Raw genomic sequence first — 26,554 nt, 5'->3', positions numbered from 1 at the left:
CGAGATATTTGCCCTTATCAAGATGAACTTCCCACATACGTTAGTAAGAGATGAAGAGGAGGTGAAATTAATGGGTTGTGGAAATATAGGTGATGTTACTGAAGAAAAACGATCTAGAAATTGTGTTTGTGATGTTGTCCGTGCAATTAAAGACATTCAAGATCAAGCAACAAACGATGAATGCCCACAATGTCCGACAAATTGTTTTCTAGAACCACTTGGAGGTCTTGTTAGCCCTGCTGCTCGACGTCAAGCTGACACTCGTGTGTTTATGTTATTAACAAAAGACGGAGATCCATTTAAAGCATTTTTCCGTGATAATGATAGACATGATTGTGATTGCATTTCTGTTTTCTTCCGTGTAGAAGATATTTTTGACGGATGCTGTGCAACTTTACGAGTATTAGAGCCACTTGATAGAGAACGTCATGAAGTAGATTTATTGAACGAGTGTGGAACAAAAATCGATTTAAGAAAACTTTGTAAAGTTCGTAATTTCAGATCGACTGGTAGCTGTGTTACTGTAGACTTGGATTGTTTCTGTGCAATTGAATGTATCGCCGATGTATTTTTAGGTGTATGTGACTGATCGTTTCATCTTTGTAGTGTCTATTCCGTTCGGGCAGAACCCGAGCGGTTTTTTTATTGGTGAAAACTAATGAATGATTGGACTCTATTTTTATCTTTACTTGCGCTCACCTATCGTATACTTGCTTCCATCTCTGGCTTACTTGCGGTCATGAATGATTTACTTGCTCTAATTCTACATTTACTTGCAATCAATTGTCTTTTACTTGCGGTGTGGATAATATTCCCAATAAATTTTTCGTTCCCGTCAACAAAAAAAGCTATCCTACAATAGGATAGCTCACATTTAGTTCAATATACTCCCACGCCAAACAATTTTTTCGATTTCTTCCACGGGATACGTTAACAGTTCTTCTGTACCTACGAGTAAAGTAACGGCATCTTCTTCCACTTTCTCCACTTCACCTTGCACAGATACTCCATCTTTTAGATGAAAGATTAATGGTCGGTACACTTTTCGCTGAAATGGTTTTGCTAAAAAGTTCAATTTATCTATAATCGCTAGTGTCTTCACAGAGTAACTTTTTTGTATTTCATAAATCGATGTACTTTCATCTTGTAATTCTAAAGGAGCTTCAATACGTTCAGTTGGTGGTAGATGAAAGACAGGAGGACCTTTTATAAAGATTAAAGGATCATTAAATGAGTTCATTAGCACATCCTTTTTCCTTTACTTTATGCAACTATCAAATAATATGATACAAACTACAAAGAGGAGATAAAGATGGTGGCCAGTCCAAGGTAAATTAAAATACTCACTACATCATTGACCGTTGTGATGAATGGTCCCGATGCGACTGCTGGGTCTATTTTCATCCGATGAATCAATAACGGTATAAAAGATCCCCCTAATGTAGCAATAAAAATAGATCCGAAAATAGATGAACCTACCAATAGGCCAATCAGTAAATCATGTTTCCAAAAATATACTACGCCCACTACTAGTAAACCACAAATGAGTCCTGTTATAAGACCAGTGCCTGCTTCTCTAAAAAGTAATTTGGTCTTGCTTTCTTCTTCAATATCTCCAGTGGCGATCCCCCGAACAGCTACAGCGAGTGCTTGTGTACCACTATTACCGGCCATACCAGCAATTAAAGGAATAAAAACAGCGAGTAATGCAACTTTATCTAAAGTCTGCTCAAAAATACTCATTAAATTTGCAGTAAACATTCCAAGGAACAATAAAATAATGAGCCATGGCAATCTTTTTCTAGCAGCCTGTAATGAGCCTTTATCGAAGGTGTCCATGTTGGAAACCCCTGCAAGTTTCGAGTAATCATCTGATGCTTCTTCGTCTAATACGTCTAAAATATCATCGACCGTCACAATTCCAAGTAAATGATTTTTAAAATCTACAACCGGAACGGCTAGAAAATCATAGTCTTTAATCATTCGAGCTACTTCTTCTTGGTCAACACTCACTAGAACACTGACCACCCGATCATTCATAACATCTTTTATCAGCGTATCTTCATCTGCAATGATAAGATCGCGAAGTGAAATAACACCTGAAAGTTTATGGTGATCATCTACAACAAATAAATAATAGATGGTCTCTGCTTCTGGTGCAGCACTGCGTAAAATAGTCATTGCCGAGCGGCATGTTGAATTTTCAGGAATTGCCACATATTCCGTTGTCATAATGGAACCAGCGGTATATTCCTCATAATGTAAGAGATCCTTAATTTCTTGTGCAGATTCTTTATCCATTATGCTTAAATAACTTGCGACTTGATCTTTCCCTAACTCATTTAATACATCTACCGCATTATCAGTAAACATAAAAGAAAGCATATCGGCAGCGTAAGTAATATCCATTTCCTGCATAAATAAATCATATTGTTCATCATCAAATTTCGTCGCTTCAAATAACTCAGCTATTTCTTTAGGAGAAAGGTAATGATAGATTTTCTTCCTTAAATCAGGCTCCACCTTCTCAAAAAATATGGATTGATCATATGGATGAAGTTGCATAAATTCTTCTCTAAAACTATCCATTGAATCATTTAATAAAAACTCAATTAAAACGGATTCCTCTAAAGGCTGTTGTGTCATTTCATCTTTCACACTTCCTCCTCCTCTCCAGCGTTTGTCCTTACTTATTGTATGAAGTAAGTATTAAATAAGCAATAAAAATATTCCCTAGGAAATAATCTGACTTAATACTTTTTTAATACGAAATCCCACCATTCTTCCTGTCTAGGAATAAATAGTGGGAATCAGTGCATTGATATCTTCCGGAAAAGGAGCAACTAAATGAATATTCTCTTTTGTAAAAGGATGTATCAGGGTAAGCTCTTTTGCATGAAGTGCTTGTCTACCTATTAACTGTAAATCGCCACCATATAAATCATCCCCGATTAACGGATGACCAATGGACATCATATGTACTCGAATCTGATGTGTTCGACCGGTGTGTAAATGTAATCGCACATGCGAAAGCTTATCCCCAAGTTTTTCAAAACGAGTCAATACTTGAACAGAAGTTTTAGCCTGTTTTCCTTCAGAATCGATAACTCGTTCAATAATACTGCCATTTTTTCTACCGATAGGAGCATCAATAACAAAATCATCCTGCTCTATATGACCATGAACGAATGCTTCGTAAGTACGTGAAATTTGTCCTAACTTTTGCATTTCACTTAATAAATGGTGAGCGTGTCGATGCTTTGCTACACAAATAATACCAGAGGTGTCCTTATCTAGCCTAGTCACTATATGCACTGTAGATGACAACCCGCTTTTTTCCATATATCCAGCTATAAAATTCGCCAGTGTCCCAGTAGGATGCTCTCGTGAAGGAATGGTGCTAACCCCAGCAGCCTTTGTCAGAATGAGGAGATGATCATCCTCCATCAAAATAGGGAACTCTACTTGCTGTGGGATTAGTCCGTCACTTTTTCTCTCTGGTGGAAATGTAATCTGGACCGTATCACCAATCTCTAACATATGACGTACTGTCTTTTCTGCTCCGTTGACAGTAATTTTACCGCCTTCGTATTTAATACTAGTCAATGCTTTTTTCGAAATACCGTATTGTCGAATTGCATCTCTAAGTAATTGTTGCGATTCATTTATTTGAAATGTTAGTTGGATTAACTCTCCCTTCATATTTCTAAATCACTATCAATAAAGGATGAATGTACTCTATGCCAAAATGGAAATGCTCTGAACCTAGCAAAACGAACTTTTTCATCTGCTACTCGGTACTTAATGGATTGAACATCTTTATGTAATAACTGAAGATGATCCACCGTTACCATGAAGTCGGGTCCTTTCACGGGTTTTAGTAAACAAGAGTGATGTTTTGGTAAGACGAGTGATGAACCAACTGTACGGAAAACCCTATTATTAATAGAAGCAATTTCTGCAAGTTGAATAGCTTCTAGAGAAGGATGTACAATCGCACCTCCAAGTGCTTTGTTATAAGCTGTACTTCCCGAAGGAGTGGACATACATAATCCATCTCCTCTGAAGCGTTCAAAATGATCCCCGTTCAGCTCCACATCCATTACCAAAGTAACGTCCGGTGATTTTACTGTGGACTCATTTAATGCCAAATAAACAGAACTATCTTCACCATGTCTATAATTGATCGTCACCTCAAGTAAAGGGTATTCTATCACTTCAAATTCTTTTTTTGCTATACTGATGACTAGCTTTTCAATTTCCTCCGGTTTCCAATCCGCATAAAACCCAAGATGCCCAGTATGGAGCCCGACAAAAGCAACCGAAGTGGTTAAATGTTTATACTTATGAAAGGCATGTAATAATGTACCGTCCCCACCAATGGATAGGACAATATCCGGATTTTCTTCATCTATTATAAGTCCAAAATCTACTAGATACGTTTTTGCACTTTCCATTAATTGATTGGATAAATCATCATTTCTAGACAATATAAAAAACTTCATAATTCAGGTGCCCTCTCTTTCGTTTTTCGATTCACGGAGACTTGGATGAGAAAGTTCCTTATTTTCACTAAAGTATTTTTGGGCTTCTTGAATTTCCCCACGGATTAAAGACATTTCTTCATCTAGGCGAAATGCCGCTTCTGCTGCATATTGTAGTCTCTTTTTTATTTCTTCTGGAAAGATCCCTTTATACTTGTAATTCAGTGAATGCTCGATGGATGCCCAGAAATTCATGGCTAATGTACGTATTTGAATTTCAGCGAGAATATTTATCTCCCCATGAATTGTTTGTACCGGATATTCAATAATCATATGGTAGGATCTATATCCACTTTGTTTTTTGTGGGAAATATAATCTCGCTCCTCAACGATATTTATATCATTTCTAGCACGCAATAAGCCTACGACGGTTTCTATATCATCTACAAATTGACACATCATCCGTAAGCCAGCAATATCTGGAATTTCCCGTGCTAATGTATCAGAGGGCTCAAATATTATCCCTTTTTCTAATGATTTATCATAAATACTTGCCAAAGGTTTGACACGACCTGTGACAAATTCTATCGGTGAATTCGTATTATCTCTCTCAAACTGAGCTCGCATTCCTTTTAGTTTTACTTTTAACTCTGAAACTGCCTGCTTGTACGGCTCTAAAAAGCGCTCCCATTGCCCCATAAGCTTGACCTCCACTTCCCTTGACCTAAGTACTATGCTTTTAAAATTTCACTAAATGCCTGTTCCACTGCTTTGGAGAAATCAGCTCCATAGTTGTCATTACCTTCAATATTGAAAATAAGCATGTTTAGTTCTTCTTTAAAGCCATGTAGAGTCAGCTCTTTATCAGCGAGTTGCAACGAGGGGTCTTCTACTGCTTTTAAAGTATTTACGAGCAATGGCCAAACCTCTTGACCAAACTTCAAATAATGGTAGCCAGCCTCATCCTCTAATAGATAGATAAAAGCCATTGAATCCGAATCGGTAATCATTTGACCAGCTGCTTTTATATGAGAATTGTTAGGTAACACCTCTAGTGTAAAACGTATATCATTTTCTAATTGAATACCACTATGCACATTATAAGTAATAGGCAAAATAAATCGTTCCTTTCTGTCCATTCTTCCACTATTTTAACATATTGAAACTCTTTGAAAAGCGCTATAATAGAAATAATAGGAAAGGTCGTGTATTATGCTAATTGAAAAAGAAATAGAGTTTAAAAATTTATTGACAAAGAAAGAATTTGAACTTTTTGTATCCTTTTTTCGGATAGACGAAAAGGACTTTCGCTCTCAAACGAATTATTACTTTGACACACAAGATAACTTTTTTAAGGACAATGGGATGGGTTTCCGCCTACGCGTATTAAAAGATCACAATGAGCTTACGCTTAAACAGCCGATTGAAAAACATGTAATGGAAGAAAATACAGTACTTGTGTCTGATCAAGAGAGAGATGCTATTATCAACCAAACCGCTTTTCCTTCTATTCCCTTTCTTGAGCAATTTAATCTTGATTCTCCTTTAATATGTATAGGAAGTCTGCAAACAAATCGTATCCAATTACCTTTTGAAAATGGAACACTATTTTTCGATCATTCCATTTATAGTCAAACCGAGGATTTTGAGGTAGAATATGAGAGTAGTGATGTAAAATATGGAAAAAAAGTGTTTCTTGATTTGTTAGATTCACATAATATCCCTATTCGAAATACAGATAAAAAAATTGCTCGCCTTGTGAAATATAACAATAAGTTGAAAGGTTGATCCTTTTGGATATTCAATCCCTTAAAGTTTTAATGGATATAAATGCAATGCAGACACTCGGAAGTGTACAAAGCTCTCAAAATAATTCCTCCACTTCTTCCATGTTCTCAGATATGTTAGGACAAGTTTTACAGGCCAGCACAGGAGATCAGACGACTGAAAATTTAACTTCTCTCCTATATAGTGGTGATTCCCCTGTATTTGTCCCATCAAATTTAAACTCCGGGCAGAATAGTTTAGCGGAAGTTATTTCTTCCTATTCATCTGCTTTTACAAATAATGGGACAAATTTTGAAGAAATTATTAAGAAAGCTGCTACAACGTACAATGTGCCAGAAAAGCTTATTTCTTCCATCATTAAACAAGAGTCTAATTTTAACCCTTCTGCTACTAGTTCCGCTGGGGCATCCGGGCTAATGCAGTTAATGCCTGGCACTGCTAAATATTTAGGTGTTACTAATTCATTAGATCCTGAACAAAATATAATGGGTGGAGCAAAATATATAAGCCAAATGCTGTCTCAATTTGACGGTAATATTGAGACAGCGCTTGCCGCATACAACGCAGGACCTGGAGCAGTAAAAAAATACGATGGCATCCCACCATATAAAGAAACACAGAACTACGTGCAAAAAGTAATGAATTACTTCCAAACATAAAGTGAACTTCCATCAGTGGGGGGTTCCTTATGCCCCACTGATGGAAAATAGAACCAATCAAGAATTTACAGCCTGTTAAAAAGGGATAGCTAAATTTCGGACAACCTATTTTGATGGATAGGTTGTTTTTTTATGTAAACTCGAATAGGTGCAGTAACCCTCCTACGTTCTTACTTGCGTTAGTAGGTGTTTTACTTGTGTTACATTTTAATGTACTGGCTAAACTTTCTTGCATCCATGGCTTATTTATTGCCCTCAAGTAGAGTTCACTTGCGAAAAGGGGAATTATTCCACTCCTAGCTCTATTATGTCTTCCACTTTTCTATGAGATAATCTAATTGTTTGAGATATTTGGGTTTCGTTGATAGAATGAATATAGTGCTAGAGCAAAGGGGTAAAGAAAATGACACAAAAGCCAATACTTCCTTACGATGAAATCGGAGCAGAGAAATTACATCTGCTAGTGGATACGTTTTATGGCAATGTAGCAAAGCATCCGCTGCTTATACCGATTTTTCCAAATGATTTATCGGAAACAGCTAGAAAACAAAAACAATTTCTAACTCAATATTTAGGTGGACCTAATTTATATACAGAAGAACACGGACATCCGATGATGAAAATGCGACATAATCCATTCCCAATTACGCCTGAAGGAGCACAAGCTTGGCTTTCTTGCATGAGAGATGCAATGGATAAAGTAGGATTAGAAGGCAAGGTTCGTGATTTATTTTATAGACGTTTAGAACTTACAGCAAACCACATGGTCAATCAAATGAATCATGAGGAGGAAGAAATGTGACAAGAATACAAATTCCGTCTGAGACGTTCACATCCCCTTTAGTAAACAAGCCGCTTGAAATGTATGTTTTTTTGGATCCATTATGTTCAACTTGTTGGGATATGCAACCTACTCTTCGGAAGTTGCAAGTAGAGTATGGACAGTATTTTACTGTTCGCACTGTACTTAGTACTCAATTGAATAAGTTAAATACAGTTTGTAACTTTCCCAATGCCAATTTGAGTAGTGATTCATTTAATATTTCCAAAATAGAACATTCCGTTTTTCCTTCTATCGCAGTGAAAGCTGCAGAATTTCAAGGAAAGAAAGCTGCTTTACGTTTTTTTATTAAAATTCAAGAGTACTTGTTTTTGAAAACTAAAAATGTTACTTCCTTTTCCATATTACAAGAGATAGCAGAAGAAGTTAGACTTGATGTAGATGAATTTACCCGCGATTTTCTTTCCAATGAATGTGCTAGGTCCTTCCAAAGCGACTTATCCATTACTTGTGAAATGGAAGTGGACTCTTTTCCAAGCATCGTATTCTTTAATGAGAATATTGAAGACGAAGGTATAAAAGTAGCCGGAAATTATCCATACGAGATATACGTACAAATTCTGCAAGAAATGCTATATGAAAAGCCCGAAATACAAGATCCTCCATCACTGGAAAAACTTTTTGATCGATTTCATTCCTTAACTACAAATGAAATTGCAAGCTATTATAATATTTCTGATCAATTAGCTGAACGTGAACTTAAAAAACTTCTATTATTGCAAAAAGTTGAAAGACTCCTCTTGCCAAACGTCGTGTTATGGCGGTTAAAATAAAAAATAGCAACCTATCTATAAAAAGATAGGCTGCTATTTTTTTAGTAAAGACTTTATATTATGTATAAAACAGAAAATGCCCATTTCCTCCTACCGAGGAAAGGGCATTTTCATTTACAAAGGGGATGGGAGAAATGTTCACGTTCAAACAAAGGGGTGTATGTTATCTTGTGATTTATTTCACACTCTTACTTTAACACGTCATTTTATATAATACAATATATTAGCTCCTCTTTTCACAAATTCGTCATACATCATAGGACGTCCTACCTTTTCCCTTCTTTTATACGTAATGAAAAAAAGCCTGGCTAAAAGCCAGGCTTTTCGTTATTCTCCTAAAAGCAGTTGTTCTAATTCATTTAACTTTTCTTCAAAGACGCGACACGCTTCCTCAATAGGAGCAGCAGTATTCATATCTACTCCCGCTTTTTTCAATACTTCGATTGGGTAATCGGAACAACCTGCTTTTAAGAAATCATTAATATAACGATCTACGGCTGGCTTACCTTCTGTTAGAATTTGGTTGCTAAGGGCAGTTGCTGCGCTTAAACCAGTTGCATATTGGTATACGTAGTAGTTGTAATAGAAATGAGGAATTCTCGCCCATTCCAGTCCAATTTGTTCATCAATAACAATATCATCACCATAGTATTTTTGATTTAACTTATAATATTCTTCCGTTAGCTTATCAGCGGTTAATGCTTCCCCATTTTGATCTAACTGGTGAATAATATGCTCAAATTCCGCAAACATCGTTTGACGGAAAACAGTTCCACGGAAGCCCTCTAGCCAATGATTTAATAAATAAATACGTTTCTTAGGATCTTCAATAGTTTTCAGTAGGTAATCGTTCAATAGTGCTTCATTGCAAGTTGAGGCCACTTCTGCCACGAAAATGGAATAATCCCCGTAAACATAAGGTTGATTTGCACTTGTATAATAACTATGAAGACTATGCCCAAATTCATGCGCTAGCGTAAAAAGATTGTTTACGTTATTTTGCCAGTTCATAAGTATATATGGATTCGTATCATATGCTCCTGAAGAATAAGCACCAGATCGTTTACCTTTCGTCTCCACTACATCGACCCAGCGGTTTTCAATCCCTTGTTTGACGATAGACACATATTCTTCTCCTAATGGTTCAAAGCTCTTAATCATCGCGTCACAAGCCTCTTCATACGTGTATTCCATATTCAATTCTTTCACTAATGGTGTATAGAGATCCCACATATGCAATTCATCTAGACCTAACACTTTTTTTCGAAGACTTACATATCGATGTAGCAAATGGACGTTTTTATTGATAGTATTAACCAGATTGTCATATACACTTTCAGGAATATGATTGTTAGACATTGCTGCTTCACGCGCTGACGCATAATTTCTAATTTTCGCGTTGACATTGTCTCCTTTAATATTCCCTGTAAGAGTTGACGCAAATGTGTTACGGAATTTACCATACGTATCATACATTGCTTTGAATGCATCCTCACGAACACGTGGATCTTCACTTTCTAAGAAGCGTGTATATCTACCATGTGTTAGTTGCACCTCATTGCCATCTTCATCTTTAATAGTTGGAAATTCTAAATCTGCATTATTTAGTTTGCCGAACGTGTCTGCTGAAGCTCCAGCAACCTCCGAAAATTGGGCCAGTAATGCTTCTTGTTCTTTTGGAAGCACATGTGGACGCTCTTTATTTATTTCTTCTAGAAGTTGTCTATATACTTGTAAATCCGCATTCTCATTTAGGTAACTGGAAATAACAGACTCTTCCACTGAAAGAATCTCTGGAACTAAAAAGGATAGCTCTGTTGAAACCTTTACATATAATGATTTAATCCGACTATCCATTGCTTGGTAAGTGCTATTAGCAGTATCTTGGTCCGTACGCATATGTGCAAATGTATATAGCTTACGTAATCTTGAAGTTAATTCATCACGATAAGTCAGCACATCAAGCAAAGCGTTTGCTCCACTATTGATTGTTTCTTGATAAGAAGAAGCTTTTTCCGATAACAACGCGACCTCTTGATACTCTTTTTCCCATTCATCATTAGAGGCGAAAATATCTTCTAATTTCCATGTTAAGTTTTCTGGTACTTCATCACGAGTCAAGATTTTGTTCTTTGTATCTGTAGTCAAATTTGGTTCCCCCTCTTATTGTTTCGAATATCGAATCACTTCCTATTTTCTCAATTTTCTAATCAATTTGCAAGGAATTCACTGTATAACAATTGCGTCATCAAGGAGTAATTTATTTTGCTAGCATAGATTACTTTATCTGATGAAATTAAACAGCGTTGCAAAATATGAAGATAGGATTCTACTGCCCTTATATGGTCAGCTGAAGGATCGGAAATTAACTTTCTATAAAACAAGAATGATTCGCAATGCCCGGTATCAGCCTGTTGAATGGATAGACCTAGTTTATACAAATAGTCGATAAACTGAATTTGCCACTCGACCGCATGTTTTGAAAAAATAGAGGCATCCTTAGTAGGAATACCTATAAACAAAGGAAGTTTTTTCGGATGTACTCTCCATCTATAGCATATTTGAAGGAAAGGGGATTGTATTCCTTTTCTATTAAAAATATAAAGATTATCTAACTGTTTGAAACGATGATGCTTAAAAATGGTGAAGTACCTTTGAAATTCTTCCAAGGAGTTCTTTTTGATAATTGCAAATGGCCAAGATTGACTTTCTATAGAGAGTTTTTTGACCTTTACTATATAATTGTTTCCCTTTATATGCATTGGATTGGAAATATAATGAAAGTATTTTGATTGAGGGCAATAGGTGAGTAAGTTTTTCCCATTTGAGGTTGCGTAAAAAAACTGTTGTCGATATGCGGACAGCTGCATAGTCCCTATTTCTTGGAGTGGGAAATCGGAAATTGATGGTGTTCGTAATATCCAAATGGGGGGTTTATCCGATTAGCTATATAGCCTGCTGTTCGCTGCTGAATTACAGTAGCTGGTATTTGGCTACACTGAAATTCTATTGCAATAGGATAAGATTCACTTTGGACATATAGATCAGGTCTTTGATGGAGGGAAGGAAGATAGGCTTCCAGTTGTACTGTTGAAGAATGCTTTTGCAAAAATTCATATAAATGCAACTTACCTTGTAAATGGTCCTCACTTTCCCCTTCCGAAAAAGTCTGAGTGCAAGAAGCATTACGAGTATGAGCAAAATGCGGGGTTTTTATCATACCGTTTTTTAATATGACTTGTTCGCTACATTGTATGCAGGAGAATCTGTTGCTACTTTTTAATTTGTCTAAAAAGGCTTTTGGATGCTGTGCTGGTATAATAATTTCTCCATCTGCTGTTACTGCTGATAATATTTGTATCACCTCCTTCTACTAATATACAAATTTTCTGTAAATAATGCAATAACCAAGGTAGTCATCTGTAATAAAAAAAACCTTCTATAAATAGAAGGTTTTAAAAATGTTTATTCAACTCATCTAGAACTCCATGTTCGATTATCTGTTTCCCATACTCTTGAATTATATGAATAGTCGTTTTTGAATTATTTGCAAACTCTGAAACAACACTTAATGTATTAAGCACCGACTCAAATTCTGTTATATCAAAATCAAAAACAATATGCAAATAGTATTTATCTTCATAATAATACAAAGATGTCAGTAAATCAGCTTCATCTAACTTTTTCGCAAGACCAATTACATCATCGAAGCCCTCGAAAACAAATGTATAATCCGTCGGAATTTCTTCTAAGTCCTCCATATAACTTGAAAAGTCATCAAATTCATGTGGCCCGATAGAGCTTGATACCCCATTTTTAAATATTTTTCCAGACATATCATCTACATCTGAATTATTTCCTAAACGTTCATCTTGTTTTGTTATTTCCGTTCTTGTAACAATCACTTCCAAACCTTTTTCCATCGCATGAACTTGAATCCATAAAGGACCATCTAATTCTTCAAAATGATCATCATCATGAACCTCATCCATCATTTCCCAAAAAAGCTGCTCGCTCTTATCCTTATTGAACCAGATTTCATCTCGGCTGAAGCCTCTTTCTTCAATGTCGATGTATGAAATGTATACTTTGAAAGTGTTATCATTGATACGCTCGATATCCATTTAACACATCTCCTTTCGCTTCTTACCGTTTCAATTGTGTAGTGTCTATTACTATTGTATGTCGTTTGTGAAAAAAAGAAAAGGATTCCTGCTTCACTTTTAAAATTATTAACCAAACTATATGCATTGTAGAAAATTTTCGCGCTTAATGCAAGTAGAAGGAAAAAAGAAAAGCCAATTATTTTTCAAAATGAACTTTGAAAAACAATTAGCTTAGTATAATACTAGTTAACTAGACGTTGTGCTTCAAGCAGTTGATAAGCACGTACTTTTCTAGGTAGAAATCTTCGAATTTCATCTTCATTGTATCCAACTTGTAAACGTTTTTCATCTAAGATAATTGGTCTACGTAGTAATCCAGGATGCTCTTGAATTAATTCGTAAAGACGTTGTAACGGAAGACTTTCTAAATCCACATTCAATTTTTGGAATATTTTGGAGCGAGTTGAAATGATTTCATCTGTTCCGTCTTCTGTCATTCGTAAGATTTCTTTTATTTCACTTATACTAAGTGGTTCAGAAAAAATATTGCGTTCTTTATAAGCTATTTCATGTTCTTCTAACCAAGCTTTCGCTTTTCTACAAGAAGTACAACTTGGTGAAGTGAATAAGGTTACCATCATTTTAAAAAACACTTCCTCTCAAATGTCTGTGTTATATAAAGTAGATTATAATTAATTTAATGTAGTAATGTACATTCTAAGTATACACCACTTTTAATTCATTTTAAATATGTTTTAATGAAAATTTTACTCTGTGAAAATTACTGTCACAATTTCGTGTTACTTATAAAGGAATCCTAATATTTTATAAATAAAAATTAGTTATATATTTATTAATACCCATCATTTAAAAAACTTAAACATCTCCATAATAAAAAAATTCGTATTCTCAATTAGTGATACTTAATGAAAATAACTGTTATACTTAATAGTACGTTCTAAATGTAAAAAGGTTTCAAAAAAGAAAAAAAAGCAGGATTAAATTTCATCCTACTTCATTGATCTTTAAGTTTTAGTAAGCATACTTTCCAATTAATCTATCTATGCTTAAGGTGTATAATCTACTCCTTTAGAATATTTATTTCCAGCATTCCAAAGCAAATATTCTTTTATGCCTGCTTCATTTAATGCCTTAATCTGAGCCTCTACTTCATCTTTGCCATATTGTTGATAATTCCCAGCCCCCAAATAAGAAGCTGTAAAATCTTGAAGCCATGGTCTAGATACCGGAGGATTTTCAAGCTCCGCTAGTTTTGCATTTTCAACTTTTGCGTATTCCTGTACTAATCTATATGGCTCTAAATCTGGTTTAGCAATTCCAAAATAAGAAGTCCAGTGACTTGGGTAAATCATAGAGGAAATCACATCTACGTTTTCAGAGATTTTGCTGAAATTTTGACCAATTCCTGGTGCTTCAGGTAATGTAGCTGAATAACCGAATATATCAACCGATAATTGTGCACCATATGGTTTAAGTTTTTCCTTTGCATATGCTACAAAATCTGTAACCGCTGAAACTCTTCGTTGAACCATGTCTGACTCTGACGCTTCATATTTACCCATAGAGTATTTTAAAGTGGTTTCTCTTTTTTCAAACCCTTCCGGAAAACGAACATAATCAAATTGGATTTCTTTAAAGCCCATTTTAGCAGCCTCGATTGCAATGTCTACATTATAATCCCATACCTCTTGCATAAATGGATTGACGAATGCTTCACCTCGTCCATTTTTCCAAACCGATGTGCCTTCTACAAATGACCATTCAGGCTTTGTTTCTGCAAGCTCAGTATCCTTAAAGATTACAATACGAGCTATTGGATAAATCTGTTTTTCTTCCATTGTCTTCAACATTGTTTGGAGGTCTTTTATGTATGGCTTTCCAATATTATATTTTGCTAAAGGGGAATCCTCTTTTGGGATGTAAGTAAGATTTCCAAAATCATCTTTAAGATCAATAACCATCGCATTTAAATCTGTGGTGTCGATTAAATTCAACAAGTCATTAAATCTTTCTCCCCCTGCGGAATGTCCTGTTACATATACACCTCTTACAGCATCTGGATATTCAAAAGTAAATCCAGAATCATAGGTAAATAATTTGGAGGAAGATACTATTGTTTCATCTATTGCTTGGAAACTAAATTCTTTTGTTGAAAAGTCCTTTGAAAACAAGGGTGTTTCCGCTTTACCCGTACCTGGTAGCAATATAGTCATCGCAATAGAGGCTGAAGCTATTACTTTAAGTTTTTTTTTCATATAATAAAAATTCCTTTCCTTATAAGTCCTTTCATTCTAACAATTCATACTTATGAATGAAAGTGCCAAATGATCACAATATATTAGATTACTTGAAGTATTTTGTTTACTCTGTATGTACCCATAAATAAATGTTTTAAATCTTCCCGATAATCTCACGTGGTTATTTGCTTCGTCAATTAAGATAACAGTAAAAATTTATATTTATTTTAGAAAAAACGGGTAAAAGATGCCCGGTCCTTTAAGGTCAGAATCTGTTTCTATCGTTTTAAAAGGGCTTTGGACAGACGCTTTGCTATATGATTACTGATTGAATTTATAGGGATGCTAGTTGGTTGTGACGTCCGTCACAACCAACTAGCATCCCTTTTTTTTGATAATTTTATGGCTTGTGTCTGACCTTCACCCTTCTATAACTTCTAGAAACAGGTTAGTGCATTTTTGGATAACTAAAGATAAGATACTTTCTTATTCATAGAGTAAGCTCTCGAAGATGCTATTTCGTTCTCTATTTCGCTTCTTTATTGGAAAAACACTTACTATTTCTCTTTATTTCCACTAGAATATCAGAAATCTACTCTCTCCATTTATTATTGGATAATAGCATTTCTAATTCAAATGCAATTACAAATAATTTTATTACCATCTAAAATTTGAACAATCTTATCAACTTAGCTATTTCTGAAAGTGTCATAAACCCAGTGTGAACAAGACATTTTTATATACTTTCTTTTTAAAAAAACGACCATTCGATTGAATGGTCGTCGATTTATTAAACTTATTAATTTGATATAGCTTGTAAAGTTACAAGTTCTTTTGCTGAACAATAGACGAAATGTCCAGGTGTTACTTCTCGCATTGCTACCTCTTCGCCGTCCTGGTAATTATGAGAAGCAGGATCGTATGATTTACGCACACGAGTACGTTCATAATTTGGGTCAGGAAGTGGTATTGCAGATAATAATGACTGCGTATATGGATGCATTGGATTATTGTATAAATCTTCTGCTGGAGCTAGTTCTACCAGCTTACCAAAATACATTACTCCGATACGATCGGAAATGTATTTAACCATGGATAAATCATGGGCAATAAACAAATAGGTTAACCCTTTTTCTTCTTGTAATTCTTTTAATAAGTTAACTACTTGTGCTTGAATAGAAACGTCTAGTGCTGAAATAGGCTCATCTGCAATGATGAATTCTGGGTTAACTGCTAAGGCTCTGGCAATTCCGAGACGCTGACGTTGCCCACCAGAAAACTCATGTGCATATCGATCTGCATGCTCCCGATTCAAACCTACTGTTTCTAATAATTCAACCACACGTTCCTTACGTTCTTTTGAATTTTTTACAAGTCCATGAATATCTAAACCTTCTGCAATGATATCCAGTACTTTCATACGTGGATTCAAAGATGCATAAGGATCTTGGAAAATCATTTGCATTTTACGGTTAAATGATTTCAAATCTTTTTTTGATTTTTTATCATGTACATTTATGCCATCATAAATTACTTGTCCATCAGTTGCATCATAAAGTCGAATAATTGTACGACCTGTTGTTGATTTTCCACAACCCGATTCTCCAACTAGTCCAAGTGTTTCCCCTTTATAAATATCAAAGCTGATATCGTCTACAGCGCGAACTTCATTAGGCTTACCTTGATTGAAATACTGCTTGAGATTTTTAATTTCTAATAATTTTTCAGCCATCAGTAAGTCCCTCCTTCCGTTCCTTCATAATAACGACTACCAGGGAACTTTTTCATACGTTCTACGATTGCTAGTGGCGGCTCTACTTTTGGAGCATCTGGATGTAACAACCATGTAGCTGCAGAGTGAGTCTCACTTACTTTAAAGAATGGCGGTGCTTCCTCTAAATCTATTTTCAATGCATAATCACTACGTAGAGCAAATGCATCGCCTTTTGGAGGATACAATAGATCAGGAGGAGTTCCTGGAATTGCATACAATTTTTCTTCAGCTGTATCTAATGATGGCATTGAGCTTAGTAAACCCCACGTATATGGATGCTGCGGATTGTAGAATATTTCATCTACTGTCCCAATCTCCACAATTTTACCACCATACATTACTGCCACTCTATCTGCAACATTCGCAACTACCCCAAGGTCATGTGTAATGAAGATGATAGAAGTATCAATTTTCTTTTGTAGGTCCTTCATTAACTCTAAAATTTGTGCTTGAATCGTTACATCTAAAGCAGTCGTAGGTTCATCTGCTATTAGAATTTGTGGATTACAAGCTAATGCAATTGCAATAACTATACGTTGACGCTGACCACCTGAGAATTGATGTGGATATTGTTTAACACGTGCTTCAGGCTTTGGCATACCAACTAAACGCAATAAGTCTACCGCCACTTTACGTGCTTCTGCTTTACCAATTTTACGGTGCTTTAAAATTGGCTCCATGATTTGTTTACCAATTGTCATTGTTGGGTTTAAAGAAGTCATTGGATCTTGGAAAATCATTGAGATATCTTTTCCACGAATCTTTTGCATCTCTTTATCCGATAGCTTAGTCAAATCTTTCCCATTAAATAATATTTGACCATTTTTAAATTCTGAACTTGATTCAGGCAATAAACGCATAATCGCCTTCGTTGTAACTGACTTACCAGAACCAGACTCTCCTACAATTGCAAGTGTTTCTCCTTTTTTTAAGTCGAAGTTAACACCACGAATGGCTTTTACTTCACCAGCAAATGTATGGAAGGAAAGCTCTAGGTCATTAACTTCTAATATATTTTCCATTTTCGCTTTCCTCCTTTTAGTCTTTCATTTTTGGATCAAGTGCGTCACGTAAACCATCACCTAATAAGTTGAATGCAATCATTAGTAAACTAATAATAATAGATGGGAACAGTAAAATATGTGGTTGGAATTGAACCAACTTGTAACCATCATTAATAAGAGTACCTAACGAAGCAGCAGGTGGTTGCAGACCTAATCCGATGAAGCTCAAAAATGCCTCAAAGAAAATCGCACTTGGAATAGTGAACATTGTATTGATAATGATAATACCTAAAATATTAGGTAAGATATGTTTTGAAATAATTCGACCATTTGTTGCACCTAAAGTACGTGATGCTAATACGAATTCTTGATTTTTGAATTTTAAAACTTGACCGCGTACTATACGAGACATACCAATCCATCCCGTTATGGTGATCGCAATAATAATCGCTTGTATACCTGGCTCCATAAACGTAAGCATAAGGATAACAATTACAAGCGTTGGAATACCATAAAGTATTTCTACTACACGTTGCAGAATGTCATCTACACGTCCACCATAATAACCAGATATCCCACCGTAAGCAACCCCAATGACCATATCAATTACAGCTGCCACAAAAGCGATAAATAAGGAGATTTGAGTACCTTCCCAAACACGTGAGAACATATCACGACCTAAACCGTCTGTACCAAACCAATAATACGTATCTACCTTTTTCATTTCGTATAAGTCTACTTCTTTACCTGCAAGTTTACCAACACCATCCATTATTCCAAGCTTTTCAATTCCCGGAACCTTTGGTGGTAAATTAGCGTGAGTGATTGTTTGTGTTTCTGCATCATGCGGACTAATCATTGGTCCGACAAAGGCCATAATGATTATGAAAGCCAAAATGAACATACTTACTATCGCGGCTTTATTTTTGCGAATTCGAAGCCAAGCATCTTGCCAAAAACTTAAACTCGGTTTAGTAATCCGCTCCGCATGACTTGCGTCAATCTCAATTCTTTCAAATGAATCTGCAGGTGGTTTTTGTAAGTCATGTTTCATTAATCTTTACCTCCTGACAAACGAATACGTGGATCAATGATGCCATAAAGCACATCTACTAAGAATATTACGACAATTAGGAACGCAGAGAAGAATAATGTTGTTCCCATAATAATAGAGAAGTCATTAGACATAATAGATTTAACAAATTGCTCCCCGATACCAGGTATTGCAAAGATTTGTTCAATAACAAGGGATCCTGTTAATAATCCTGCTGCTAATGGTCCTAAAACAGTAACTAGTGGGATCAAAGCATTTCGGAAAGCATGCTTAAATGCTATTTCGAAACCATTGGCACCCTTAGACTTGGCTAAAGTAATATAATCTGAGCTTAAAACCTCAATCATTTCTGTCCGTATAAATCTAGACGCAGTTGCAAGTGGCCCCATTGCTAAAGCAATAGATGGCAGTACGCTGGACATCCAGCCATCCTTCCATAGACCAACAGGGAATAGTTGCCATTTAACAGCTAACCAATATTGAAGAAAAGTGGCAAAAACGAAAGATGGAATAGATATACCGATGATAGCCACAAATGTACTACCGTAATCCCAAATAGTATTTTGTCTTAATGCTGCAATCATACCTAATAGTATACCAATTGCTACGCCAAGCACTAAACCTTGAGTTCCAAGTAACATAGATGGTCCTAAACGATCTACGATTAAATCTGTTACGCTAGCATTCTTAAATTGAAATGAGTTACCTAAGTCGCCTTGCGCCAAATTCAACATATATTTTGCGTATTGTACTGGAATCGGTTGATCTAACCCATATTTCGCCTCAACTACCGCAAGTTGCGTAGGGGATAGTTTTGAAGCAGAGCTAATCGGGGATCCTGGAAGCGTCTTCATTAAAAAGAATGTTGCAGTCGCTATCAGGAAAAACGTAATAAACATATAAAAAACACGACGAGTAATGTATTTTGCCATCTTTGCACCTCCTAGAAAAAATATTATTAAATACTACTAATATATATAAACAGATAACAAGGGTAATTGTCAAAATCAATTTATTAATATTAAATATTTTGTGAATTCTGATTCATTTAAAAAGAGAGTACATGATTCCATTAGGATACCATATACTCTCTAACTATGAGATTTTAAATCTTGTTAATTATCTTATTTACCTTCGATATAAGCCCATTTGTAGCTGTAATCTCCACCGAATGGATGAGCAATTACACCTTTAACATAAGGTTTTTGTAGGAACATTAATCCACGTTGGTAGATTGGTCCAACTGCAAAATCTTGGTCTACAATAAGTTTTTCGGCTTTAGCCATTGCTTCCCAACGAGCTGGGATATCTGTAGCTAATGAACCATTAATATCTGCTAATAATTGATCGTACTCAGGGTTTGAATATGACATTTGGTTATTACCGCCGTCAGTTTCCCATAAGCTTAAGAATGTGAATGGATCTTGGTAATCTGGTCCCCATCCTGCAACTTGAATATCGTAATCTTGGTTTGTATCAAGATCTAAACGAACATTAAATGGTACTTCTTTAAGAGTAATTTTTAAACCAGGTAAGTTACCTTCTAATTGAGCTTTGAAGTATTCATCCATTTTTTTAGAAAGTTCTGTGTCTCCACCAAGAATTTCTATAGAAAGTTCAGTAACACCTAGCTCAGCTAAACCTTTTTCCCATGCAGCTTTTGCTTCGTCTGCATTGAATACTGCCATGTCTCCGTTAATATCACGGAAGTCATTTCCATCTTCATCAAAAACAAAATCTTTTGGAATGAATGAATATGCAGCAGTAGATCCATTTGCTAATACTACAGAAGCTAAATCTTCTTTGTTGAATGCTTTAGAAAGAGCTTCACGAATATTTACGTTAGCTAATGGAGTTTTTTCTCCATTACGTTCTTGATTGTATTTAAAATAGAATACAGAAGTTTCTAATTCAGTTAATAGTTCTGGGTCAGCAGCATATTGCATTGCGTATTCCCCTGATAGTCCTGCACGATCTTTTTCACCATTTGTATATAAGTTAACTGCAGTAGCAGTTTCTTTTACTACATCATAGTTAATTTCTGTAAGTTTCACAGTTTCTTTATCCCAGTACTGCTCATTTTTAAGTAGTTGCCAAGATAAACCTGTTCCGTCCCATTTAGCAAGTGTAAATGGTCCGTTGTATAAAAGTGCTTCAGAGTTTTTCGCATAGTTTTCACCTTGCGCTGTAATGAAAGCTTCATTTTGTGGTAAGAATGTTCCAAATGACATAAGTGATAGGAAGTAAGGAATTGGTTTTTCAAGCGTTACTTCTAATGTTTTTTCATCAAGTGCTTTTACACCTAACTCAGTGAATTCAGCTTCACCATTAGAAATTGCTGTTGCGTTTTTGATAACACCAGACATCATGTATGGACCGTATTCAGATGCTGTATCTGGGTTCATAGCACGTTTCCAAGAATATTCAAAGTCATTTGCAGTTACTGGAGTACCATCAGACCAGTTAGAATCACGTAAAGTGAATGTATAAACTAATCCATCTTCAGAAACTTTTGGTTCACCATCAGAAAGTGCTGGAACAGCAATATTTTCTTGACTCAAACGGTATAAACCTTCGTTTACGTTGTTAAGTAGATCAAAACCAACTGCATCAGTTACTAGAGCTGAGTCCATTGTTGGAATTTCTGCAGTCATGATCAAGTTAAGAACTTGGTCTTCGTCTGCTGCTACTTCTTCTGTTGCTTCTTCTGTTGTACCTTCTTTTTCGTCTGTGTCTGTAGTCGTTTTTGTTTCTTTATCGTCGCCACCACAAGCAGCTAGGAATAAAGTAACAACTAACAGTAGGCTTAAAAGCCATACAAGCTTGCTATTCTTCAAAATAATAACCTCCTTAAATATTCAGAAAAATTCATTACAATACTTATTATACATTTTCTTTTAAACTTGTACAGGTTTTTTTCAAATATTTTTACAATAGTGTAACAAAATCATTACATTGTCCTAACAATTGTGAATGTTTGGAAAAGAAATTGCCGATATTTGTTAAATTGAATAATCAATTTTTTGCATATTTTCTGTGTCTATTTTATAATTTACAATTGATAGAGGTGAAATATGAAAAAAAGATTAATTTACTTTCTTGCCTGCCAGGTAGTTATTTTTTTACTAATGTTTTTAGTTTATAGAAATATCCAACTCATACCTTACATAAACATGTCCTTTTTTGTCGGTGGAACAATTACATTTGTCGGTTTAATGACTTATGTCGTTTCAGGTGGTTTTTTCGACTTTTTTACTGAAAGTACACGTAAAGTATTTACGCCCAAACATATGAAAAAAGAGGCGGAACAGATGCGATTACCGTCTGAAGTATTTTCTTTTCCACATAAACCGATTATTGCATTAGGTCTTTCTAATTTGTTTTGTATGTGTATCGCTTTGTTCATCTATTATAGTTATTAGAAGCGCTTGATTTTTGCCTTTCTTCTATATATAATAATCAAAACTAAATAACCTGAGCTTTGAGGAAGAAAAGTACATTTACTATCGTATGTTAAGAGAGTCTGTGGTCGCTGTAAACAGATCATACTGTAAATGGAATGGGCTTCTGAGCAGTATATGTGAAAGCAAAGTAGCATATACCGTCCCCTTCACGTTACGAAAGAAGAGTGGCTAATTATTTTTAGCAAGCTGGGTGGTACCACGGATTTAACATCATTCGTCCCTTTTTTAGGGATGCATGATGTTTTTTTTATTTTCTAAACAAGAAAAGGAGATTCGAAAAATGAAAAAAATTTTTTCAGGCGTACAACCAACTGGGATTATCACTCTAGGGAATTACATCGGTGCCTTTAGACAATTCACTGCATTACAAAATGATTTTGACTGCGTATTTTGTATTGTCGACCAACATGCTATTACAATTGCACAGGATCCAAAAGAATTGAGCGATCATATACGTTCCTTAGCAGCGTTATATATTGCTGTAGGTATTGATCCGAAGAAATCTACATTATTTATACAGTCTGAAGTTCCTGCACATGCACAGGCTGGATGGATTATGCAATGTATTTCCTATATCGGTGAATTAGAAAGAATGACACAATTCAAAGATAAGTCTACTGGTAAAGATGCTGTTTCAGCTGCATTGTTAACATATCCCCCATTGATGGCTGCGGATATACTCCTATATCAAACAGATATCGTACCGGTTGGCGATGATCAAACTCAGCATGTAGAATTGACAAGAGACTTAGCGGAGCGATTCAACAAACGCTACGGTGAGGTATTCACAATTCCTGAAATCCAATTACCTAAAAATGGAGCTCGTATTAAATCCTTACAAGACCCACTGAAGAAAATGAGTAAATCAGATCCAAATCAGAAAGCTACAATTCGTTTGTTGGATAGTCCAAAGGAAATTGAAAAGAAAATTAAAAGCTCTGTTACAGATTCAGAAGGTATTGTCGCTTTCGATCCAGAAAACAAACCCGGAGTTTCCAATCTATTAACGATTGAATCCGCATTGACCGACGTTTCAATTCCTACACTTGTACAAAAATATGAAGGAAAAGGTTACGGAGACTTCAAAGCTTCTGTTGCAGAAGTTATTATCGACCATCTTACACCTATTCAACAAAGATATGAGCAGCTTTTAAACTCTTCCGAGCTAGATGCAATTCTAGATTTAGGAGCAGTGAAAGCAAAAGCGCTCGCAAATGATACATTGACTAAGATGGAAGCCGCAATGGGCCTCGGAAGAAGACAATCGCGGTAATAGAGAGTAAAGACAAACATAAGAATACAAAGTCGGTAGACACCATCATATAAATGAGCACCGATCTCCACGAATAGCCGAGCGATAAAAAATTCAAAAAAAGTACTAAGTTGGAGCAGCTAATAACTGCAATTCCATAACTAATTAAAAATATTAATAATCTTATTAGTATCACATCCTTATAAGACCATATGAAAAACCGCTCCTAAACTTTCGTTTAAGAGCGGTTTTTTAAAAATATTATTTAACTGGAGTATCTGCTACTAATTCGATATCGATTTTATCGAAGTCTGTTTCGTAGCCGAAATCGTAGTTTTTCACACGATTATTAATCGGGCGTAACTCATAACGGAATTGCAATGGAATTACAGCAGAAACATCTGACATATATTCTTGCCATTCACGGAACTTATCAGAACGGAATTTAGAATCAAGTGCTTTTGGAGAATCGATATCAGTTAATAGACCTTCTAGCTCATCAGAAGTATAGCGGCTGAAGTTATAAACTGCTGTTTTAGAGTATAATCCAGCTGGAGATGGGTTAGTACCTGTACCCCATGCACCCATAAAGATATCGATTTCTGGATCATCCGCTTGTACTTTATCATAGAATGTGTTGAATTCAATTAGACGACCTGTAGCTAATTGTACATCTAAACCAACTTCATTCCAGTTTTGTAAGTAGTAAGAAATTACTTGTTCTTGTGTTTCATCACCAGACATTGCAGCAAGTTTGATTGATAATTTTTCCCCTTTAGGGTTTTCACGAAGACCATCGCCATCTGTATCCTTATAACCAGCGTCGTCTAAAAGTTTAATAGCTTTTTCAGCGTCATAGTTATATCCTTCTAAAGAACCATCATAGAAAGATTTGAAAACAGGTGGGATTAGAGAGTTAGCACGTTCACGTAAATCGAAGTAGAATACTTCATTTACTTGCTCAACGTCTAAAGCATAACCCATTGCTTGACGTAATACTTTGTCACCCATTTTTGCTTCTGCTTCATTTGTAATTGCAAGGCTCGCATCATAATCATATTTACCTAGTTTAAATCCTAAATAAGAGTAGTATAATTCTTGACGACCAAGAAGTGTAATATTTTCAAGATCTTTTACATTTTCATATGCGCTCGTTGGGAATGAAAGCGCCATGTCATATTCACCAGTTTCTATTGCTTTAGCAGCTGATGCACTTGGAACAGTTTTAATAATTACGCCATCAAGTTTTGATTGACCTTTCCAGTAGTTCTCATTACGTACAAGTTGTACAGATTCACCTGGAACGATTTTTTCAAATTTGAATGACCCTAAAGTAACTGGGTTTTTACGTATTGCGTCATTTTCAAGTAGTTCTCCAACAGGAATATCTTTTAAGATATGACTTGGTTCTGCGTAACCCCAAAGTCCATCTCCACCAGAGTATATTGCAGGTGATACTTTGTTAAACGAAATTTCTAACGTAGTTTCATCCACTTTTTTCAAACCAGAAATTGTATCTGCTTTTCCATCATGGTATTCTACAGCACCGATAATATTTTGGAAGTCTGAATCATAACGAACTCCAGCATAATCTTTGTGACCGATAATAAGGTAAGGTTGGATTAAGTCCTCAATTTTAAGAGGTTCTCCATCTGACCATTTTACCCCTTCTCTAATTTTAATGGTTGCTTTATTATTATCCCCATCCACTGTTAATGAAGCAATACCAGTGTCAGTTAAAAGGAAATCTCCATCAGTATCGAAAAGTGAGTTACTTGCAAATTGCATAATCTCATCATCATAAGCATCTTCATATAGTGTGTAAGCGAAAATACCTTGGAACGGAGAATCATTTACTAATGCAACTTGTAAAGTTCCACCATTAATAGCTTCTCCTTCATTATTAAGTACTACAGGGAATAAATCTTCCGAAGCTGGTTGTTCAACTTCTTCCTCTGTATCTTTTTCTGCATCTTCATCCCCTGCAGATGGTTCCTCTGTTTTTTCCGGCTCATCAGCAGGTGTTGCTGATTCATCATCTGAATTACACGCGGCAAGGACTAGCATAAGTGTTAACAGTAATGCCAATAGAGCTAAAAGCTTTTTATTCATTCTTTTTCCTCCTTTTTATCTCTTTTTATATATATCAAACGCTCTTGCGTCTAATAACAATTTTTAACCAAGACGTTGACGTGCATCAGCAGATCGGCGAATAGCCTGACCAACATAATTGATCCCTAACATAAGTAATAAGATTAGTAACGCAGCTGGTAACCAGTTCCACCATGCATTTTCCATAATGAATGGGTCGGTTGCGTAGCTTACAAGTGTCCCTAAACTTGGTGTCGAAGGTGGTAACCCAAAACCTAGATACGATAGCCCAGTTTCTAGCCCTACATTTCCTGCAAAGTTTAAGGTCATTTCTACTACTAATATAGAACTTAAATTCGGCATCATTTCTTTAAAAATAATGACAAAATTACTTGTGCCTAACGTTTTCGAAGCACTAATATAATCTCTCCTACTTTCAGATAGAGCCTTGCTTCGAATAACTCTTGCTGTACTAACCCAGAGAAACAAACTCATTATTAAAACGAATATCGGAATATTATATTTAGGAACAATAGTTACAAATACGATAATAATCATTAGTGACGGAATAGTAATGAAGAAATCAATGATACGCATGAAGATATTATCAATCCATCCTCCAAAATAACCTGTCACTAAACCAATTACGACTCCAACAAAACCCGTTATTAGCGTAACTGCTATCGCAATCGTCAAAGAATTGCGTGCCCCAATGATTAGCTGTCCAAGAATATCCCGGCCACCTTTATCGGCTCCTAGCCAAAACTTTTCTCCTGGTGCCGCAAGTTTATCTCTTAAACTAATATGCATTAATTGCTGTTGATCGATTTTCATTGCCCATATATAAATACCGGCGATTACAATGATTAACGATATCAATGAGAACATAGCCAATTTATCTTTCATAAACTCCCGTGCAACTACTTGAAACCCTGTAGGCGGAGAGCTTACTTTTATCTCTTTTGTTGGTACAATAGCTTCAGTATTTTTCATTATCCGGACTCTC

26 protein-coding genes and 1 other annotated feature are annotated in these 26,554 nt (G+C 35.6%); of the genes, 8 read left to right on the top strand and 18 right to left on the bottom strand.

All coding sequences use genetic code 11. The features are described from left to right. The first annotated feature begins 70 nt into the window (after window positions 1–70). Together ACN6MX_RS04195 and ACN6MX_RS04190 are read left to right on the top strand one after the other, a co-directional pair. A complete protein-coding gene (locus ACN6MX_RS04195) occupies window positions 71–589 on the top strand; it encodes a CotY/CotZ family spore coat protein (protein WP_419961422.1) in 519 nt (172 codons plus the stop codon). Window positions 590–658: 69 nt separating this feature from the next. Next, complete coding sequence (locus ACN6MX_RS04190; RefSeq protein WP_419961421.1) at window positions 659–862, top strand: hypothetical protein; 204 nt, start codon at window positions 659–661, stop codon at window positions 860–862. Window positions 863–874: 12 nt separating this feature from the next. Here ACN6MX_RS04190 and ACN6MX_RS04185 read toward each other — a convergent pair whose 3' ends face one another. From ACN6MX_RS04185 to ACN6MX_RS04160, 6 genes are all read right to left on the bottom strand, one after another. Next, window positions 875–1,240 carry a hypothetical protein gene (locus ACN6MX_RS04185; RefSeq protein WP_419961420.1) on the bottom strand — a complete coding sequence of 122 codons (366 nt, stop codon included), beginning with the start codon at window positions 1,238–1,240 and terminating at the stop codon, window positions 875–877. Between the two features lie 53 nt (window positions 1,241–1,293). Continuing rightward, entirely contained in the window at window positions 1,294–2,646 is a 1,353-nt protein-coding gene (mgtE, locus tag ACN6MX_RS04180) for a magnesium transporter (RefSeq protein WP_419962551.1), read from the bottom strand. 144 nt (window positions 2,647–2,790) lie between these two features. After that, window positions 2,791–3,702 carry an RluA family pseudouridine synthase gene (locus ACN6MX_RS04175; protein WP_419961419.1) on the bottom strand — a complete coding sequence of 304 codons (912 nt, stop codon included), beginning with the start codon at window positions 3,700–3,702 and terminating at the stop codon, window positions 2,791–2,793. Continuing rightward, a complete protein-coding gene (locus ACN6MX_RS04170) occupies window positions 3,699–4,505 on the bottom strand; it encodes an NAD kinase (protein ID WP_211893415.1) in 807 nt (268 codons plus the stop codon). The genes ACN6MX_RS04175 and ACN6MX_RS04170 overlap by 4 nt, the downstream gene beginning before the upstream one ends. A gap of 3 nt (window positions 4,506–4,508) precedes the next feature. Continuing rightward, window positions 4,509–5,183, bottom strand: a complete 675-nt coding sequence (locus tag ACN6MX_RS04165) for a GTP pyrophosphokinase (protein ID WP_419961418.1) — start codon at window positions 5,181–5,183, stop codon at window positions 4,509–4,511. 32 nt (window positions 5,184–5,215) lie between these two features. Beyond that, window positions 5,216–5,569 (bottom strand): hypothetical protein, encoded by a 354-nt coding sequence (locus ACN6MX_RS04160; RefSeq protein WP_419962550.1) that lies wholly within the window; start codon window positions 5,567–5,569, stop codon window positions 5,216–5,218. Window positions 5,570–5,696: 127 nt separating this feature from the next. On the opposite strand from ACN6MX_RS04160, the gene ACN6MX_RS04155 reads away from it, so the two are divergent. The 4 genes from ACN6MX_RS04155 to ACN6MX_RS04140 all read left to right on the top strand — a co-directional run bounded on the left by ACN6MX_RS04155 (window position 5,697) and on the right by ACN6MX_RS04140 (window position 8,545). Beyond that, complete coding sequence (locus tag ACN6MX_RS04155; RefSeq protein WP_419961417.1) at window positions 5,697–6,272, top strand: CYTH domain-containing protein; 576 nt, start codon at window positions 5,697–5,699, stop codon at window positions 6,270–6,272. Between the two features lie 5 nt (window positions 6,273–6,277). Continuing rightward, window positions 6,278–6,931 (top strand): lytic transglycosylase domain-containing protein, encoded by a 654-nt coding sequence (locus ACN6MX_RS04150; protein WP_419961416.1) that lies wholly within the window; start codon window positions 6,278–6,280, stop codon window positions 6,929–6,931. Between the two features lie 403 nt (window positions 6,932–7,334). Further along, the gene (locus tag ACN6MX_RS04145) at window positions 7,335–7,733 is read left to right on the top strand and encodes a globin (protein WP_419961415.1); all 399 of its coding nucleotides are present in this window, start codon (window positions 7,335–7,337) and stop codon (window positions 7,731–7,733) included. Beyond that, window positions 7,730–8,545 (top strand): DsbA family protein, encoded by an 816-nt coding sequence (locus ACN6MX_RS04140; protein ID WP_419961414.1) that lies wholly within the window; start codon window positions 7,730–7,732, stop codon window positions 8,543–8,545. Before ACN6MX_RS04145 ends, ACN6MX_RS04140 begins: the two co-directional genes overlap by 4 nt. A 327-nt stretch (window positions 8,546–8,872) precedes the next feature. Here the strand turns inward: ACN6MX_RS04140 and pepF are convergent, their stop codons facing one another. From pepF to ACN6MX_RS04090, 10 genes are all read right to left on the bottom strand, one after another. After that, on the bottom strand, window positions 8,873–10,693 hold the full coding sequence (pepF, locus tag ACN6MX_RS04135; protein WP_419961413.1) for an oligoendopeptidase F: 1,821 nt from the start codon (window positions 10,691–10,693) through the stop codon (window positions 8,873–8,875). Window positions 10,694–11,420: 727 nt separating this feature from the next. Further along, window positions 11,421–11,909 (bottom strand): competence protein CoiA, encoded by a 489-nt coding sequence (locus ACN6MX_RS04130; protein ID WP_419961412.1) that lies wholly within the window; start codon window positions 11,907–11,909, stop codon window positions 11,421–11,423. Window positions 11,910–12,000: 91 nt separating this feature from the next. Continuing rightward, window positions 12,001–12,669 (bottom strand): adaptor protein MecA, encoded by a 669-nt coding sequence (gene mecA / locus ACN6MX_RS04125; protein ID WP_419961411.1) that lies wholly within the window; start codon window positions 12,667–12,669, stop codon window positions 12,001–12,003. Between the two features lie 224 nt (window positions 12,670–12,893). Then, window positions 12,894–13,289 carry a transcriptional regulator SpxA gene (gene spxA / locus ACN6MX_RS04120; protein WP_175453953.1) on the bottom strand — a complete coding sequence of 132 codons (396 nt, stop codon included), beginning with the start codon at window positions 13,287–13,289 and terminating at the stop codon, window positions 12,894–12,896. A gap of 429 nt (window positions 13,290–13,718) precedes the next feature. Further along, window positions 13,719–14,927 carry a putative glycoside hydrolase gene (locus ACN6MX_RS04115; protein WP_419961410.1) on the bottom strand — a complete coding sequence of 403 codons (1,209 nt, stop codon included), beginning with the start codon at window positions 14,925–14,927 and terminating at the stop codon, window positions 13,719–13,721. A 781-nt stretch (window positions 14,928–15,708) separates the two neighbouring features. Further along, window positions 15,709–16,641 (bottom strand): ABC transporter ATP-binding protein, encoded by a 933-nt coding sequence (locus ACN6MX_RS04110; RefSeq protein ID WP_419961409.1) that lies wholly within the window; start codon window positions 16,639–16,641, stop codon window positions 15,709–15,711. Beyond that, entirely contained in the window at window positions 16,641–17,705 is a 1,065-nt protein-coding gene (locus ACN6MX_RS04105; protein ID WP_419961408.1) for an ABC transporter ATP-binding protein, read from the bottom strand. Before ACN6MX_RS04105 ends, ACN6MX_RS04110 begins: the two co-directional genes overlap by 1 nt. A 16-nt stretch (window positions 17,706–17,721) precedes the next feature. After that, a complete protein-coding gene (gene opp3C, locus ACN6MX_RS04100) occupies window positions 17,722–18,741 on the bottom strand; it encodes an oligopeptide ABC transporter permease (protein ID WP_419961407.1) in 1,020 nt (339 codons plus the stop codon). Next, window positions 18,741–19,673: an oligopeptide ABC transporter permease gene (gene opp3b / locus ACN6MX_RS04095; protein WP_241596265.1), complete on the bottom strand. Its 933-nt coding sequence runs from the start codon at window positions 19,671–19,673 to the stop codon at window positions 18,741–18,743. Before opp3b ends, opp3C begins: the two co-directional genes overlap by 1 nt. 192 nt (window positions 19,674–19,865) lie before the next feature. Next, complete coding sequence (locus tag ACN6MX_RS04090) at window positions 19,866–21,578, bottom strand: peptide ABC transporter substrate-binding protein (protein ID WP_419961406.1); 1,713 nt, start codon at window positions 21,576–21,578, stop codon at window positions 19,866–19,868. A gap of 237 nt (window positions 21,579–21,815) precedes the next feature. Between ACN6MX_RS04090 and ACN6MX_RS04085 the strand changes: the two genes are divergently transcribed. Continuing rightward, complete coding sequence (locus ACN6MX_RS04085) at window positions 21,816–22,163, top strand: DUF3899 domain-containing protein (RefSeq protein WP_419961405.1); 348 nt, start codon at window positions 21,816–21,818, stop codon at window positions 22,161–22,163. Between the two features lie 50 nt (window positions 22,164–22,213). Then, window positions 22,214–22,430: a binding site (T-box leader), on the top strand. 55 nt (window positions 22,431–22,485) lie between these two features. Next, window positions 22,486–23,478 carry a tryptophan--tRNA ligase gene (gene trpS, locus ACN6MX_RS04080; RefSeq protein WP_419961404.1) on the top strand — a complete coding sequence of 331 codons (993 nt, stop codon included), beginning with the start codon at window positions 22,486–22,488 and terminating at the stop codon, window positions 23,476–23,478. A gap of 240 nt (window positions 23,479–23,718) precedes the next feature. Here the strand turns inward: trpS and ACN6MX_RS04075 are convergent, their stop codons facing one another. Together ACN6MX_RS04075 and ACN6MX_RS04070 are read right to left on the bottom strand one after the other, a co-directional pair. After that, window positions 23,719–25,569, bottom strand: coding sequence for an oligopeptide ABC transporter substrate-binding protein (locus ACN6MX_RS04075; protein ID WP_419961403.1), 1,851 nt, complete (start codon window positions 25,567–25,569; stop codon window positions 23,719–23,721). A 63-nt stretch (window positions 25,570–25,632) separates the two neighbouring features. Then, a complete protein-coding gene (locus tag ACN6MX_RS04070; RefSeq protein WP_419961402.1) occupies window positions 25,633–26,541 on the bottom strand; it encodes an ABC transporter permease in 909 nt (302 codons plus the stop codon). Between the last annotated feature and the right edge of the window lie 13 nt (window positions 26,542–26,554).

This window comes from Psychrobacillus sp. BM2 (assembly GCF_048572895.1).
In the GTDB taxonomy this organism is placed as follows: domain Bacteria; phylum Bacillota; class Bacilli; order Bacillales_A; family Planococcaceae; genus Psychrobacillus.
The sequence above is the reverse complement of the archived record's forward strand: the minus strand, read 5'-3'. Positions and strand labels throughout refer to the sequence as shown.